17 protein-coding genes are annotated in these 16,912 nt (G+C 37.7%); all 17 read right to left on the bottom strand.

Features of this window, described 5'->3' with window-relative positions; all coding sequences use genetic code 11:
• Positions 1 to 23 precede the first annotated feature (23 nt).
• Positions 24 to 911: a translation elongation factor Ts gene (tsf, locus tag Y7E_RS0110705; RefSeq protein WP_017151254.1), complete on the bottom strand. Its 888-nt coding sequence runs from the start codon at positions 909 to 911 to the stop codon at positions 24 to 26.
• Between the two features lie 82 nt (positions 912 to 993).
• Entirely contained in the window at positions 994 to 1,695 is a 702-nt protein-coding gene (rpsB, locus tag Y7E_RS0110700) for a 30S ribosomal protein S2 (protein WP_012094919.1), read from the bottom strand.
• A 362-nt stretch (positions 1,696 to 2,057) separates the two neighbouring features.
• Positions 2,058 to 2,837, bottom strand: coding sequence for a GTP-sensing pleiotropic transcriptional regulator CodY (gene codY / locus Y7E_RS0110695; RefSeq protein WP_000421288.1), 780 nt, complete (start codon positions 2,835 to 2,837; stop codon positions 2,058 to 2,060).
• A gap of 77 nt (positions 2,838 to 2,914) precedes the next feature.
• Positions 2,915 to 4,306: an ATP-dependent protease ATPase subunit HslU gene (gene hslU / locus Y7E_RS0110690; protein WP_017151253.1), complete on the bottom strand. Its 1,392-nt coding sequence runs from the start codon at positions 4,304 to 4,306 to the stop codon at positions 2,915 to 2,917.
• Positions 4,307 to 4,328: 22 nt separating this feature from the next.
• The gene (gene hslV / locus Y7E_RS0110685; RefSeq protein WP_003199482.1) at positions 4,329 to 4,871 is read right to left on the bottom strand and encodes an ATP-dependent protease proteolytic subunit HslV; all 543 of its coding nucleotides are present in this window, start codon (positions 4,869 to 4,871) and stop codon (positions 4,329 to 4,331) included.
• A gap of 42 nt (positions 4,872 to 4,913) precedes the next feature.
• Entirely contained in the window at positions 4,914 to 5,813 is a 900-nt protein-coding gene (gene xerC / locus Y7E_RS0110680; RefSeq protein ID WP_017151252.1) for a tyrosine recombinase XerC, read from the bottom strand.
• Positions 5,814 to 5,878: 65 nt separating this feature from the next.
• The gene (gene trmFO / locus Y7E_RS0110675; RefSeq protein ID WP_017151251.1) at positions 5,879 to 7,183 is read right to left on the bottom strand and encodes an FADH(2)-oxidizing methylenetetrahydrofolate--tRNA-(uracil(54)-C(5))-methyltransferase TrmFO; all 1,305 of its coding nucleotides are present in this window, start codon (positions 7,181 to 7,183) and stop codon (positions 5,879 to 5,881) included.
• A 51-nt stretch (positions 7,184 to 7,234) separates the two neighbouring features.
• Positions 7,235 to 9,313, bottom strand: a complete 2,079-nt coding sequence (gene topA / locus Y7E_RS0110670) for a type I DNA topoisomerase (protein WP_017151250.1) — start codon at positions 9,311 to 9,313, stop codon at positions 7,235 to 7,237.
• Positions 9,314 to 9,457: 144 nt separating this feature from the next.
• Positions 9,458 to 10,327 (bottom strand): DNA-processing protein DprA, encoded by an 870-nt coding sequence (gene dprA / locus Y7E_RS0110665; protein WP_017151249.1) that lies wholly within the window; start codon positions 10,325 to 10,327, stop codon positions 9,458 to 9,460.
• Between the two features lie 88 nt (positions 10,328 to 10,415).
• The gene (gene sucD / locus Y7E_RS0110660) at positions 10,416 to 11,318 is read right to left on the bottom strand and encodes a succinate--CoA ligase subunit alpha (protein ID WP_017151248.1); all 903 of its coding nucleotides are present in this window, start codon (positions 11,316 to 11,318) and stop codon (positions 10,416 to 10,418) included.
• 19 nt (positions 11,319 to 11,337) lie between these two features.
• A complete protein-coding gene (sucC, locus tag Y7E_RS0110655) occupies positions 11,338 to 12,498 on the bottom strand; it encodes an ADP-forming succinate--CoA ligase subunit beta (RefSeq protein WP_016115965.1) in 1,161 nt (386 codons plus the stop codon).
• A 186-nt stretch (positions 12,499 to 12,684) separates the two neighbouring features.
• On the bottom strand, positions 12,685 to 13,458 hold the full coding sequence (locus Y7E_RS0110650) for a ribonuclease HII (protein ID WP_017151247.1): 774 nt from the start codon (positions 13,456 to 13,458) through the stop codon (positions 12,685 to 12,687).
• 58 nt (positions 13,459 to 13,516) lie between these two features.
• Entirely contained in the window at positions 13,517 to 14,380 is an 864-nt protein-coding gene (ylqF, locus tag Y7E_RS0110645) for a ribosome biogenesis GTPase YlqF (protein WP_017151246.1), read from the bottom strand.
• Between the two features lie 22 nt (positions 14,381 to 14,402).
• A complete protein-coding gene (gene lepB, locus Y7E_RS0110640) occupies positions 14,403 to 14,954 on the bottom strand; it encodes a signal peptidase I (protein ID WP_017151245.1) in 552 nt (183 codons plus the stop codon).
• 101 nt (positions 14,955 to 15,055) lie between these two features.
• A complete protein-coding gene (rplS, locus tag Y7E_RS0110635; RefSeq protein ID WP_017151244.1) occupies positions 15,056 to 15,400 on the bottom strand; it encodes a 50S ribosomal protein L19 in 345 nt (114 codons plus the stop codon).
• Between the two features lie 147 nt (positions 15,401 to 15,547).
• On the bottom strand, positions 15,548 to 16,282 hold the full coding sequence (gene trmD / locus Y7E_RS0110630; RefSeq protein ID WP_017151243.1) for a tRNA (guanosine(37)-N1)-methyltransferase TrmD: 735 nt from the start codon (positions 16,280 to 16,282) through the stop codon (positions 15,548 to 15,550).
• A complete protein-coding gene (gene rimM, locus Y7E_RS0110625; RefSeq protein ID WP_017151242.1) occupies positions 16,282 to 16,797 on the bottom strand; it encodes a ribosome maturation factor RimM in 516 nt (171 codons plus the stop codon). The genes trmD and rimM overlap by 1 nt, the downstream gene beginning before the upstream one ends.
• Between the last annotated feature and the right edge of the window lie 115 nt (positions 16,798 to 16,912).

The raw sequence follows: 16,912 nt of genomic DNA, 5'->3' as shown, positions 1-16,912 counted from the left end.
CACAATGTGTTCCCTAATCTGTATTAGTTGTTACCTTTTACTTGGTTCATTACTTCTTCAGCAAAGTTGTCTTCACGCTTCTCGATACCTTCACCAACAGCGTAGCGAACGAATCCTTTTACCGTTCCGCCTTTAGACTCAACGAACTGACGAACTTTCATATCAGGGTTTTTAACGAATGCTTGGTCAAGTAAACAAATTTCTTCGAAGAATTTACCTAGGCGACCTTCAACCATTTTAGCAACGATTTTTTCAGGCTTGCCTTCGTTTAAAGCTTGTTGTGTTAATACTTGACGCTCATGCTCAACTTCTTCAGCTGTTACAGCATCGCGGTCGATGTATTTAGGGTTAACTGCTGCAACGTGCATTGCTACGTCTTTAGCAGCTGCTTCATCAGTAGAACCTTCAAGAACTGTTACTACACCAATACGTCCACCCATATGTAGGTAAGCGCCGAATGCATCTGCATCAGTTTTTGTTACGATTTCGAAACGACGAAGTGTAAGTTTCTCACCGATTTTAGCGATTGCTTCGTTAATGTGTTCTTCTACTGTTTTACCGTTTGCAATTGTTTGAGTCATAGCTTCTTCAACAGTTGCAGGCTTGTTAGCTAATAAGTGAGCAGCTAATTCTTTTGTTAAAGCTTGGAAACCTTCGTTTTTCGCAACGAAATCAGTTTCAGAGTTTAATTCTAAGATTAAAGCATCGTTACCTTGTGTTTCGATGTATGTTAAACCTTCAGCAGCAATGCGGTCTGCTTTTTTCGCAGCTTTCGCAATACCTTTTTCACGTAAGAAATCAATTGCTTTCTCCATGTCGCCATTCATTTCTGTTAAAGCTTTTTTGCAGTCCATCATACCTGCGCCAGTTTTTTCGCGAAGTTCTTTTACCATTTGTGCAGTAATTGCCATACTTTTCATCCTCCTAAAATATGTATTTATACCTTAAAAAAGGTGATAAAAGGCCGAACCCCTTATCACCTTTCCAAATTTGTTACGCAGTAACAGTTTCTTCACCTTGTTTTGCTTCAAGGATCGCGTCTGCCATTTTAGATGTAAGAAGTTTTACAGCACGAATTGCATCATCGTTTGCTGGGATTACGTGATCGATCTCGTCTGGATCACAGTTTGTATCAACGATACCGATGATTGGAATGTTTAATTTGCGTGCTTCAGCAACTGCGATACGCTCTTTACGAGGGTCTACTACGAATAATGCACTTGGAAGACCTTTCATATCTTTAATACCGCCTAAGAATTTTTCAAGACGCTCTAACTCTTTTTTAAGTTGAACAACTTCTTTCTTAGGAAGTACATCGAATGTACCATCTTCTTGCATTCTTTCGATGTCTTTAAGACGCTTGATACGCTTTTGGATTGTTTGGAAGTTTGTTAACGTTCCACCTAACCAACGTTGGTTAACGAAGTACATACCAGCACGAGTTGCTTCTTCTTTAATAGCTTCTTGTGCTTGTTTTTTTGTACCTACGAATAAAATGTCGCCACCTTCAGCAGCGATGTTACGCATTACGTTGAAAGCTTCTTCAACTTTTTTCACAGTTTTTTGTAAGTCGATGATGTAGATACCGTTACGCTCTGTGAAAATGTAACGTTTCATTTTTGGGTTCCAACGACGAGTTTGATGTCCGAAATGAACACCAGCTTCAAGCAATTGCTTCATAGAAATTACTGACATAATTTAGTTCCTCCTAAATGGTTTTTGATATCCTCCGTTTACTTCATCTCTAAGCGAAACTACAAGCGTAGCACCAACACTTAAATCAGTAAACGTGTGTACTTTGTACTGACACCACTGCTTACTATATCATAATGAAATATTACAATCAAGTCGAAAATGCGAACAATGTAAAACTTTCTTTTTGATTATGATTTTACTCTTCTTTCTCTCCTGCTTCAGTTCCAGTATTACCACTCTTTTTCTACTTTAAGCAACCTTGTCCAATGAAGAAAACTAAAATTTCCCGCACGTTAAATCACAATAAATCTCTCAAAAAATAAAAAAAGCTCTCCTCATACGAGAAGAGCTTTCCTTAAAAATTAGTTTGTTTTTAATTTAGCAAGTTCATGTAAAAACTTGTCGTTTAATACTTTAATATATGTTCCTTTCATCCCTAAAGAACGAGACTCAATAACTCCTGCACTTTCTAATTTACGAAGTGCGTTTACGATTACAGAACGAGTAATTCCAACGCGATCAGCGATTTTACTTGCAACAAGTAAACCTTCTGTTCCGTTTAATTCTTCGAAGATGTGCTCAATTGCTTCTAGCTCACTGTATGATAACGAGCTAATTGCCATTTGAACAACCGCTTTACTACGCGCTTCTTCTTCGATTTCTTCCGCTTTTTCACGTAAGATTTCCATACCTACTACAGTTGAGCTGTATTCAGCAAGAATTAAATCATCATCTAAGAATTCTTGACCAAGACGAGCTAACACTAGTGTACCTAGACGCTCACCGCCACCAACGATTGGTACGATTGTAGTTAAACCTTGACCGAATAATTCTTTGTTTTCTACAGGGAATGCTGTATATGCACTATTTACATCTAAGTTTGAAGATGTTTCTGTAATATTAAATAAGCTTTGTGTATACTCTTCTGGGAATTGGCGCTCTGCAAGCATTTGTTTCATACGCTCGTTCTCGATTTGTTGGTGAATTGCATATCCTAATAATTTACCACGACGACTTACAACGAATACGTTTGCTTCAATTACTTCACACATTGTATCTGACATTTCTCTAAAGTTAACAGGCTTTCCTGCTGCGCTCTGTAATAACGCATTTAATTTTCTCGTTTTTGCTAATAATTCCATTTCTAAAGTTCCTCCTACATGTTACTCACATATTTTTTCATCACTTGGAAACTAGGGCGAGTCACCTGATGACACTATTACAAAATAAACTGGCTCACATCTTTATTTTTAGCAATCGTTGCTAATTTTCCCTCTACATATTGAGGTGTTATCGTTATTTTCTCTAACGTAATTTCAGATGCTTCAAACGATAAATCTTCAAGAAGTTTCTCCATAATGGTATGAAGTCTTCTCGCTCCAATATTATCCGTATCTTGATTAACTTGATAAGCAATCTCAGCAATCTTACGAATAGCATCGTCAGAAAATTCAATTTCTATACCCTCAGTTGCTAACAATGCTATATATTGTTTCACTAAAGCATTATCAGGTTCTACAAGAATTTTAACAAAATCATCAACCGATAATTTTGTTAATTCCACTCGGATTGGGAATCTCCCTTGCAGTTCTGGGATCAAATCAGACGGTTTGGACATATGGAAGGCACCAGCCGCAATAAATAAAATATAATCTGTTTTCACCGATCCATATTTCGTTGCAACGTTCGATCCTTCTACAATTGGCAAAATGTCACGCTGTACACCTTCACGCGATACGTCCACGCTATTCGACTGCTTACCAGCAATTTTGTCAATTTCATCAATAAAAATAATCCCGAGCTGTTCAGCACGATAAACAGCCTCTTGTGTAACTTCATCCATATCAATTAAGCGCTGTGCTTCCTCATTTGTCAAGACTTTTCTTGCTTCTTTTACAGAAAGTTTGCGTTTTTTCGTTTTTTTCGGCATAAAACTTCCTAATGCATCTTGGAAATTCATCCCCATTTGTTCCATACCAGTTCCTTGCAACATATCGAACATAGAAGACTGTTGTTCCGTCACTTCAATCGATACAATCTCTTCTTCAAGTAAACCGGCAGCAAGTTTCTTTTCAACTTCTCGGCGATTCTTTTCAATTTCTGTGTCATCTTGTGTTTCAGATGTCTGATTCGCATTTTGATTTCCACCAAATAACATCTCTAACGGATTTTTGAATCCAGATTGTTTTTGTGGACTCGGTACCAAAATTTCAACAAGCCGTTGATTCGCTTGCTCCTCAGCTTTATCTTTAACCTTTACAACCATTTCTTCTTTTACAATACGAACTGAAGTTTCTACAAGGTCACGCACCATAGATTCTACATCCCGGCCGACATATCCAACTTCTGTGAATTTCGTCGCCTCAACCTTAATAAAAGGTGCCCCAACGAGCCTCGCCATTCGTCGTGCTACCTCTGTCTTTCCGACCCCTGTCGGTCCAATCATTAAAATGTTCTTTGGAGCAATTTCATCGCGTAAATCTTCTGCTAGTTTACTGCGACGATATCGATTTCTAAGTGCTACTGCAACCGCTTTTTTCGCATCTTTTTGACCAATAATATATTGATCCAATTTTTCTACAATTTGACGCGGAGTAAAATGTAAATGCATATAAAATGCCTCCCTTACGATTCTACAATTCTTCCACAATAATGTTGTGATTTGTATACACACAAATGTCACCAGCAATTTCTAAACTTGCTTTCGCAATTGCTTTTGCTGTTAAATGTTCACTTGCATGTTGCTTTAAAGCTCGACCAGCTGCAAGCGCATAATGTCCACCTGAACCGATTGCTAAAATGCCATCATCCGGTTCTATTACTTCTCCTGTTCCTGAAACAAGCAGTAACGTTGTTTGATCCATAACGATTAACATCGCTTCCAATTGACGTAGCATTTTATCACCACGCCATTGTTTCGCCATTTCAACTGCAGCACGTTGTAGGTTTCCATTATACTCTTCTAATTTCCCTTCAAACATTTCAAAAAGAGTAAACGCATCCGCAACGGAACCTGCAAATCCAGCTAACACCTTCCCTTGAAATAGCTTTCGAACTTTGCGTGCTGTATGCTTCATCACAACAGCATTACCAAATGTCACTTGTCCGTCGCCAGCCATAGCACACTCTCCATTATGGTGAATGGCAAATATCGTTGTAGCGTGGAAATTTCCCATAGAAAAAACTCCTTTTTATGTTTTTATAGCTTTAAAAGCAATTTATGCCCGCGGGTGATGCTTCATGTAAACAGAACGCAATCTTTCTTTTGAAACATGCGTATAAATTTGTGTCGTTGATAAATTTTCATGACCCAGTAACTCCTGTACAGTTCGTAAATCTGCACCTTCATCTAACATATGTGTAGCAAATGTATGCCTTAACATATGCGGACTTATTCGCATTGTAAGAGAAGCTTTCTTAATGAGCTCATTTAAAATATAACGCACACCTCGATCTGTTAACGGCGTACCCTTTGCATTTAAAAACACCATTTGAGAGTGTTCCTCCGTTTTTTTAGCTAACTGTTTTCTCCCGTTTTCTATATAAGTAGTTAAAGCATCTTGCGCATAACTTCCGAATGGAACGTACCTTTGTTTTTTGCCTTTTCCCGTCACTAGAATCGTCCCTACTGAAAAATCAATATCAGCAAGTTGTAAACTTACACATTCACTCACACGGATCCCTGTTGCATACATAAGCTCTAATAAAGCTTGATTCCTTTGACCAAGTGGTGTTCCTGTATCAGAAACTTCAAACAATTTCTCTAATTCTTCAACGTACAAAAACTTTGGGATTGACCATTCTTTTTTGGGGAGTGACGCAAGTGCAAACGGATTATCTTCTCGATATCCTTCACGCATCAGAAAACGATATAAACTTCGTAAACTTGATACTTTTCTCGCGACAGATTTACGGGCTAGCTTTTCATCGTGTAACGTCGTTAAATACAAACGAACATCTACGTATGTAACATCTAAAAAAGAGGATATACCTTCTCGCTCCATAAATTGCACAAAATGTTCTAAATCATTTTGATAACTCGCAATTGTATATTTTGAATAATTTCTTTCAATTTGTAAATATCCAACAAATAATTGTAACAATTTCTTCACATTCACACAACTCACCTCAATAAAGGCTACTAAATCGTATCACAACTCAGTAGCCTTTGCAAGAAATTTAACTAAATATTTACAAAATTTTGAATTGTTTCTAAAGCGCGTGTTGCGTATGCTTCATTTCGCTCTTGTTTCTTTTTAATTTTCTTTTCTAACGGTGCAAATAAACCAAAGTTTGCATTCATCGGTTGGAAGTTTTTCGCGTTTGTTGCAGTAATATAATTCGCCATACTTCCCATTGCAGTTACTGGTGGCAATACAACAGGCTCTTCTTCTTTTACAAGGCGCGCTGCATTAATCCCCGCTAATAGTCCTGAAGCAGCCGATTCTACATATCCTTCAACACCTGTCATTTGCCCCGCAAAGAATAAATCATCACGATGTTTATATTGGTATGTTGGACGAAGTAATTTCGGTGAATTAATAAACGTATTGCGATGCATGACACCATAGCGTACAATTTCTGCATTTTCCAGTCCAGGAATTAATTGTAATACTTCTTTTTGAGGTCCCCACTTTAAATGTGTTTGGAACCCAACAATATTGTATAACGTTCCTGCTGCATCGTCTTGGCGTAATTGAACAACAGCGTATGGTGTTTTTCCTGTTTTCGGATCCTCTAGCCCCACTGGTTTCATCGGTCCAAATAACAATGTCTGTCTACCACGGCTTGCCATTACTTCTACAGGCATACATCCTTCAAAGAATACTTCTTTCTCAAATTCTTTTAATGGCACTGTCTCTGCAGCAATTAAAGCATCATAAAAACGGTCGAACTCTTCTTCTGTCATTGGGCAGTTTAAATATGCCGCTTCGCCCTTATCATAACGAGATTTTAAATATACTTTGTTCATATCGATGCTGTCTTTTTCCACAATTGGTGCAGCTGCATCATAGAAATAAAAATAATCTTCACCCGTTAACTCTTTTAGCTGTGCAGAAAGATTTGGAGATGTAAGTGGACCTGTTGCAATAACAGTTGGTCCTTCTGGGATTTCTGTAATCTCTTCATTCATTACAGTTACGTTCGGATGATTCTTCACATATTCAGTTACCTTTGCTGCGAACTCATGACGGTCTACAGCTAAAGCTCCTCCTGCTGGTACAGAACACTCATCAGCTGCACGAATAATAACAGAGTCCATTCGGCGCATTTCTTCTTTAATAACCCCAACAGCGTTTGTTAATGTATTTGCACGAAGTGAGTTACTACATACTAACTCAGCAAATTTATCTGTATGATGAGCCGGCGTTTGTCTTACTGGTCTCATTTCATATAATTTTACTTGGACACCACGTTTTGCAATTTGGTAAGCTGCTTCACTTCCTGCAAGACCTGCACCAATGACGTTTACTACTTGTGTTGTCATGTATTTATCACCTTTCCTTTTCTATCCCGAAAAAAATGTGAGCAGTTACGCTCACATTTGTTGTTCTTCTTCATAATCACAAGAAATACATTGTACCTGAACGCCTTTTTTCAACTTCTTCTCTACGAGCATGCCTTCACATTTCGGACACTTCCGACCAATCGGTTTATCCCAAGATACAAAGTCGCATTCTGGATACGTGCCACATCCATAGAAAAGACGTTTCTTTTTATTGCTTCGGCGTTCAATAATTTGTCCTTTATCACATTTCGGACAAGTTACACCGATTTCTTTCACAATCGGTTTTGTATTACGACAATCAGGGAAATTAGAACAAGCCATAAACTTCCCGTATTTGCCCATTTTAAAGACCATTGGGTGACCACATAATTCACAATCTTCCCCAGCTGGCTCATCTTTAATCTCGACTTCACGCATCTCCTTTTCCGCTTTTTCTAAGCGGGGTTCAAAGCCTACGTAGAAATCATCAACAATTTTTACCCAATTTGCTTTCCCCTCTTCTACTTCATCAAGGTTTTGCTCCATATTGGCCGTAAATTCAATGTTAATAATTTCTGGGAAAAACTCTAAAATAAGTTCAATTACAATTTCTCCAAGTTCAGTAGGAACAAAGCGTTTATTGTCTAATGCAACATACCCTCGCTTTTGAATCGTTTCAAGTGTCGGTACGTAAGTAGACGGTCTCCCAATTCCAAGCTCTTCAAGTGTCCTAACTAAACGGGCCTCTGTATAACGTGGTGGTGGCTGCGTAAAGTGCTGCTTTGGCTCCACATCTTTTGAAAATACGGTCTCTCCTATTTCTAAAGGAGGCAGCATTTTATCTTTTTCTTCCGCACCATCATCTTTCGATTCTACATAAACTTTCATAAACCCTGGAAATTTCACTACTGAGCCACTTGCACGGAATTGAACGTTATTATTAATGAGTCTAGCTGTAACAGTATCCATTATAGCAGATGCCATTTGACTTGCAACAAATCGCTCCCAAATCAATTTGTATAAACGATGTTGATCACGACTTAAGAAACTTTTCAGCTCCTCTGGCTTTCTCATCACAGAAGTTGGACGAATTGCCTCATGCGCGTCTTGTGCATTTGCTTTTTTCGTTTCCTTCTTCTTCTCTGTTCCTATGTATTCCGAACCAAACGCTTCAGTAATGTAAGAACGTGCTTCTTCTTGAGCTGTTTCTGAAATACGCGTTGAGTCTGTTCTCATATACGTAATAAGACCTACAGTTCCCTGTTTACCAATATCTATTCCTTCGTATAGCTGCTGTGCAAGCATCATTGTTTTCTTCGCTCGCATATTTAATTTACGTGCAGCTTCTTGCTGTAAAGAAGACGTTGTAAATGGTAATGCAGGATTACGTTTTCGCTCTTTTTTCGTTACATTTTCAACTGAAAACGCATTGTCTTTCATTGTTTCAATTATGTCTTTTACTTGCGCTTCATTTGTTAATTGAACCTTTTCTCCGTTTACACCGTAAAAAGATGCTTCAAATGTGTCTTTTCCTTTTACAAATTCTGTTTTAATTGTCCAGAACTCTTCCGGAATAAAGCTTTGAATTTCTTTTTCACGATCAATAATTAAACGAACCGCTACAGATTGTACACGTCCTGCACTTAATCCTTTTTTGACTTTCTTCCATAATAAAGGACTAATATTATAACCAACAAGGCGATCAAGTATTCGTCTTGCTTGTTGCGCGTCTACTAAATCCATATTAATTGCACGAGGATGTTTAAATGACTCTTTAATTGCATCTTTTGTAATTTCATTAAATACAACCCGGCAATCTGATTCAACATCTACATTTAACGTATTCGCTAAATGCCAAGCAATCGCTTCTCCTTCGCGGTCTGGATCGGCTGCGAGATAAACTTTTTTTGCTTTTTTTGCTGCTGATTTTAAATCTTTTAAAACAGGACCTTTACCACGAATGGTAATATACTTCGGGGTGAAGTTGTTCTTTACTTCTATCCCCATTTGGCTTTTAGGTAAATCGCGAACATGTCCCATAGACGCGACGACTTTGTATTTTTTCCCTAAATATTTCTCAATGGTTTTCGCCTTAGAAGGCGACTCCACGATTACGAGGTAATCTGACATGCTAGTGCCTCCTTAAGAGGTGGATTCAAGTCTTCATTAATCTTATTGATTTCTCTTGTTTTTGTCAATCAAGAATGAGTATAACATACAGTGCCAATCTACCATTTGTCAATAATTGTTTAATAAAAACATAAAAATATAAGGTTAATTTAAAAATTCTTCGAGAATATCCTCTGCTTTCTGAACAAGTTTTGCCCCTTGCTTTATGAGTTGATTTGTTCCTGCTGCACTTTCCGTAAAAATAGGACCTGGAAGAGCAAATACCTCTCTATTTTGTTCTAAAGCGAGATCTGCTGTAATAAGCGAGCCGCTTTTTGATTTTGCTTCCACTACTAAAACCCCTTTACAAAGACCACTTATAATTCGATTTCGCTTCGGGAAATACCATTTTTTAGGAGGGTAATGAGGTGGATATTCTGTTAATAACAGTACATTATTATCCCACATTTTATAAAAATGACCATTTTCTTTCGGATACATATACTGTAGGCCATGCCCTAAGACAGCAATAGTGGAACTATGTTGCTGCACTGCGATTTGGTGAGCAATCGTATCAATTCCACTTGCAAAGCCGCTTACAATTAACCATTCTTTATCTATTAGCGGTTGTAAAATAGATTGTATGCTTCCTTTCCCATATAAAGAAGGTTTTCTTGTTCCAACTACTGCAATTTTATTTATTTTTCCTAATAATTCTCTCTTTCCTTTTCCATATAAAACGAAAGGCGGATCTGGTATTTCACGTAATAATTCCGGATAATCATCATCCCATATTGTGACGTGAAAAATACGATTTTTTTCTAAATGACGTGTACATTGTGATGGGGTATATGTTTGTAAGAAGCTAACTAATTCAGAAGATTTTTTTGGAGTTAACCCAGCATATTTTTCGAATTCCACCGAGCTAAAACTACACAGTTTCTTGATCTCTGGATCCATATGCAGTAAGCGAGCTAATGCTTTCCAATGATCCGCTAACACATAATGAAGATGGAGCAATCGTTCCTTTTTCATAACCATTCTCCTTACCCATAATTTTTATTATGTAAACAGAAAAAATGTAAAAAGACACCCTCTAGCATGAAGGTGTCTTTCAAAAAGATTAATAGTTTTTACAAGTTTCAAATAATCCCTTTTCTTTTAAAACAGAGATTAAAGTTTCACCCATAACAGCTGGCGTTTCAGCAACTTTGATACCACAAGCTTCCATTGTTTTAATTTTTTCAGCAGCTGTACCTTTTCCGCCAGAAATAATGGCACCAGCATGGCCCATACGTTTCCCTGCAGGCGCTGTTTGACCACCGATAAACCCAACAACAGGTTTTGTCATATTTGCTTTTACCCACTCAGCAGCTTCTTCTTCTGCTGTTCCGCCAATTTCGCCAATCATAATAACGGCATGTGTTTCCTCATCTTCATTAAACGCTTTTAACGCATCAATAAAGTCTGTACCATTAACAGGGTCACCACCGATACCTACAGCAGTTGATTGACCGATGCCTTCTTGTGTTAATTGATGTACAGCTTCATATGTTAATGTACCAGATCGAGATACAATACCTACATGACCTTTTTTATGAATATATCCTGGCATAATACCAATCTTACATTCATCAGGTGTAATTACACCCGGACAGTTTGGTCCAAGTAAACGTGTTTGTTTACCTGCCATATATTTCTTAACTTTAACCATATCTAATACAGGGATTCCTTCTGTAATACATACTACTAAGTCAATCTCTGCATCAACAGCTTCCATAATTGCATCAGCCGCAAAAGCAGGTGGAACGTACACAACTGAAGCGTTTGCGCCCGTTGCTTTTACAGCATCTTCTACTGTATTAAAGACAGGTACGCCTTCAATTTCAGTGCCGCCTTTACCAGGTGTTACACCACCGACAATTTTCGTACCATATTCAATCATTTGTTTTGTATGGAATAAACCTTGTGAACCAGTAATACCTTGTACAATAACTTTTGTATCTTTATTAACTAATACACTCATTTTTCTCCCCCGCTTTCTATTAGCCCACTAGTGATACAATTTTTTGTGCACCGTCTGCCATAGATTCTGCTGCAACGATATTTAAACCAGACTCATTTAAAATCTTCTTACCTAATTCTACATTTGTACCTTCAAGACGAACAACAAGTGGTAATTCAAGGCCTACTTGTTTCGTTGCTTCAATAACACCTTCTGCGATTACATCACATTTCATAATGCCACCAAAAATGTTAACGAAAATACCTTTTACATTTTTGTCAGAAAGGATAATTTTGAACGCTTCTGTAACTTTTTCAGCTGTAGCACCGCCACCAACATCTAAGAAGTTAGCCGGATCACCATGGTAATGTTTAATGATATCCATTGTTGCCATTGCTAATCCTGCGCCATTAACCATACAACCAATATTTCCATCTAAAGGAATATAGTTTAAGTCATATTTAGATGCTTCGATTTCCTTTGGATCTTCTTCTTCAAGATCACGAAGTTCTAAAATATCTTTATGACGATATAATGCATTAGAATCGAAGTTTAATTTTGCATCTAATGCCATAACTTTCCCGTCACCTGTTGTAACAAGTGGGTTGATTTCTGCAATAGAACAATCTTTTTCGATATAAGCACGATATAAGCCCATCATAAACTTCACTGCTTGTCCAACAAGCTCTTTTGGAATATTGATGTTAAATGCAATGCGGCGTGCTTGGAAGCCTTGCAGACCTACTGCTGGATCAATATATTCTTTAAAGATTTTTTCTGGTGTTTTTTCTGCTACTTCTTCAATTTCTGTTCCACCTTCTTCAGAAGCCATTAGAACAACTTGAGAAGTCGCACGGTCTAAAACTAGACCTACATAATATTCTTTTTTAATATCGCAACCTTCTTCGATAAGTAAGCGTTTTACTTCCTTACCTTCAGGACCTGTTTGATGCGTAACAAGCGTAGTACCTAAAATACTTTCCGCATATGTACGAACTTCTTCTAAATTTTTCGCAACTTTTACACCACCAGCTTTGCCGCGTCCACCAGCGTGAATTTGCGCTTTTACTACACATACATCTGTTCCTAATTCTTTCGCTGCTTCTACAGCTTCTTCTACTGTAAAGGCAACCTTCCCGTTCGGAACGCTAACCCCATAGCTTCTAAGGACTGCCTTACCTTGATACTCATGGATATTCATGGTCCCATCCTCCCCTGTTTTCCTCAAAAAGTTTTTTAATGTTTAAAAAACACTACATTGCCATTGTATAAAATGATTGCCACGCTGTCTACAATAAAGTGTCAGAAAACTGAAATCGCTTTATTCTTTTTTGAAAATAGTAATGTTAATATGCGAAAATAAAAAAATAAGCTGTGGATTCACAGCTTATTTTTGAATCATATCTTTAATTGGTGCAAATGTTTTTCGGTGTTCTTCTAATACGCCATACGTCTCAATCGCTTGTAAATGTCGCTTTGTTCCATAACCCATGTGCTGTTCAAAACCATATTCAGGATGTTCCTTACCTAGTTCCTTCATCATACGATCACGCGTGACTTTCGCAATAATAGATGCAGCTGAGATAGAAATACTTTTTGCATCTCCTTTAATAATGGACGTTTGCGGAATTTGGGTAGGAAGTTTCATTGCATCAATTAATAAATGCTCTGGTGTACATGATAAATTTGCAATTGCATCTAACATTGCTCGTTTCGTTGCTTGATAAATATTTATCTCATCAATAACCTGCGGCGATACAATTCCAACACCAATTGCTACTGCTTTTTCTTTAATTTCATCATAGAAACGCTCACGTTTCGCTTCACTTAGCTTTTTAGAGTCATTTAGCCCTGGTATATAGAAATCTTTTGGAAGGACAACAGCAGCTGTAACAACAGGCCCAGCTAACGGCCCCCTTCCTACTTCATCAATTCCAGCAATATATAATAGTCCCTGTCCACGTAATGCTTGTTCATATCTAGACATCTCTAAAAATTGCTCTCTTTCTTTTTGCGCCTGCTCTTTCTGTTTATGCCATTTCACAATTAACTTTTCAACGCCTTTTCGCTCATCTTTTATTAACATTTGAAAGCGTTCATCTTCTTCGGCCAAAATTTCTTGCAATAAACACTCTACTTCTTGAATTGTTAATTTTTGCATTTTGTGTACACTCCTTTTTTAAAAATAACCAAAAAGAAAAGACGTACAAACGTACGTCTTATACCTCTTCTACAAATTCATCCGGCGTTTCAAATGTCATTTTTCCAAGTTTACCACCACGAAGTTCACGAAGAACAAGTTCTGACGTCTTATCATAATCAATCATTCCGCCACCCATTAGACAGCCTCTATTCTTGCCAATCGCATCAAATAATTCAACAATATCTTCTGGTATTTCACTTAGTTTATAACGTTCTTTTAATCGCTCTGGATATTGTTTTTCCATAAAGCGAAGTGCATATACAGCAACATCTTGTAAGTTTAAAATAGAATCTTTAATCGCACCAGTCGTTGCAAGACGAAGTCCTACTAATTCATCTTCAAATTTCGGCCATAAAATACCCGGTGTGTCTAACAACTCCATTTCCTTACCTACTTTAATCCACTGCTGAGCTGTTGTAACACCTGGGCGATCACCTGTTTTCGCGATGTTTTTCTTTGCTAATTTATTAATTAACGTAGATTTCCCGACGTTCGGAATCCCAACGATTAATGCACGAATCGCTCTCGGCTTAATCCCTTTTGCGATCATTTTATCGAACTTTTCTTTTACAAGCACTTTACATGCAGCTGTAATTTCTTTCATACCTTGTCCAGCTTGCGCATTAATCGAAATCGCTTTATGACCTTTTTCTTCAAAATAAGCGATCCATTGCTTCGTTAAGCGATCATCAGCCATATCAGCTTTATTTAAAACGACCAATCTCGGTTTATGTGTAATAATTTCATCAATCATCGGATTTCGGGAAGATAAAGGTAAACGAGCGTCTACAAGTTCAATTACAACATCGATTAACTTTAACTTTTCTGTTACTTGGCGTCTCGCTTTTGCCATATGCCCTGGAAACCATTGAATTGCCATGTTGCCACCTTCTTTTTTTCATTTATTTCACAATACGTGCATCTTCTAATGGCCAATATAACATATTCGCTTTTCCAATTACTTGGTCCATAGAAATCGTACCAATTGTACGACTATCTTTACTAAAACGACGATTGTCACCTAGCACAAATAATTGACCTTTTGGAACTGTTTTTTTACCTGTAATTTCTTCAAGTTTGAAATCATATGTAAGCGGTCCATCAGCAAGTTGTTTTTTCTGCTTGTCTAAATACGGTTCCTCATAAGGTTTTCCGTTAATATAGAGTTTATCATTACGATACTCAATCTCATCGCCTGGTAAGCCTATAACACGTTTAATATAATCTTTCTCTTCTGTTGCTCGGAATACGATTATGTCAAAATGCTTCGGTTCTCCAATGTGATAGCCAATCTTATTGACAATCATTCGATTACGGTCATGCAGCGTCGGTGACATTGATACACCATCTACAAGAATTGGTGCAAAGAAAAACTGTCTAATGACACCAGCCAACACAACAGCAATCAAAATTGCTTTTATCCATTCCCAAAGCGAACTCTTCTCTTTCTTCATGCATTTCCCCTCCACAATTATGTAAGCTGCCCGTATTATATCAAAATTTCATATAGATTGGAAAAAGGGAGCTTGTGCATTTACAAGCTCCCATACATGTCTTATCGAATTTCTTTAATACGTGCTGCTTTACCGCGAAGGTTACGTAAGTAGTATAACTTAGCACGACGTACTTTACCACGGCGAAGTACTTCGATTTTCGCGATTCTTGGTGTGTGGATTGGGAATGTACGCTCAACACCTACACCGTAAGAAATCTTACGAACTGTGAACGTTTCACTAATTCCGCCACCACGACGTTTAATTACAACACCTTCAAAAAGCTGAATTCTCTCACGAGTACCCTCAACTACTTTTACGTGTACACGTAAAGTGTCACCAGGACGGAATGAAGGTAGGTCAGTTTTTAATTGGCCTTTTGTAATTTCTGCGATTAATTGTTGCATATTCAATTCTCTCCTTTAAACAGATGCTCTTATAAAGTCTTTAATAAATTACAGCGGAACATCGTTAATACGGCCACTGATTTCAGTAGCACAAATGTTATAATAGCATATTGCTAGGCCTGTTGCAATAGAAAATATATGAAGTTATTATTGTTCTCCTTTAATCTGCTCAAGCCACTTTTCTTCTTGCTTGGATAACTCACGTTCTTCAAGTAAATCTGGTCTACGTGTATATGTGCGGCGCAACGATTCCTTATGGCGCCATTCTTCAATATGCTTATGATTACCTGACATTAATACATCTGGTACTTTCATACCACGAAAATCAGCAGGACGCGTGTAATGCGGATGTTCTAATAAACCTGTACTAAAAGAATCCTCCACCTGAGAATTTTGATTACCTAGCACTCCTGGCAAAAGACGTACAACACTGTCTGTAACAACCATGGATGCTAATTCTCCGCCCGTTAACACATAGTCACCAATAGAAATTTCATCCGTTACAAGGTGCTCACGAATTCGCTCATCATATCCTTCATAATGACCACACACAAAAATCACATGTTCTTCCCTAGCGAGCTCTTCCGCCTTTTTCTGTGTAAAACGCTCCCCTTGCGGACACATTAGTACGACCCTCGGTTTACGCTCTGTCTCTTTTGTAAGTTCTTCTACAGCATCAAAAATAGGTTGCGGGGTTAATACCATCCCCGCCCCGCCACCATATGGGTAATCATCTACACTGTTATGCTTACTTGTCGTATAATCACGGAAATTTACAACCCGAAGCTTAACTGCTTCTTTTTCTTGCGCTTTTTTTAAAATCGAAGATCCAAACACACCAGTGAACATATCTGGAAATAATGTTAAAATATCAATTTTCATTATAGCAATCCTTCCATCACATGAATGGTTACTAGTTTATTTTCGATGTTAACTTGCAGTACAACATCATCAATGTACGGAATTAAAAGATCTTGCCCTTTCGGACGTTTAATTACCCATACATCATTTGCACCAGGAGATAGAATCTCTTTTATCGTACCTAACGCTTCGCCATCCTCTGTTACAACTTTACAACCAATAATTTCATGGTAATAATACTCACCTTCAGCAAGTTCACCTAATTGATCTTCTGGCACCTTTAATAGAGAACCTTTAAACTTCTCTACTTCATCTACATTGTTATATCCTTCGAATGTCAATAAATCAAATGTTTTATGCTGACGATGAGAAGTGATTTTTACCGGAAGCGATTCTGTTCCTTTATCGTTCCATATGTATAACGTATTCCCTACCTTATATCGTTCTTCTGGAAAATCAGTACGAGAAATGACACGGATTTCTCCTCTAACACCATGAGTATTTACAATTTTCCCTACGTTAAACCATTTTGCCATAAACAGCATGTCACCCCTGTTTTCTATATATTTTAAGCATCTCCATTCTATATATGGAACATGCATTTTCTCTTAAAATGTTAAAAAAGGGAGAGGAACAGATCCTCGCCCTTTT

Source organism: Bacillus bingmayongensis (assembly GCF_000299035.1).
GTDB classification, from domain to species: domain Bacteria; phylum Bacillota; class Bacilli; order Bacillales; family Bacillaceae_G; genus Bacillus_A; species Bacillus_A bingmayongensis.
Note: the sequence above shows the minus strand (reverse complement) of the source record. Positions and strands in the feature narration are given on the sequence as shown.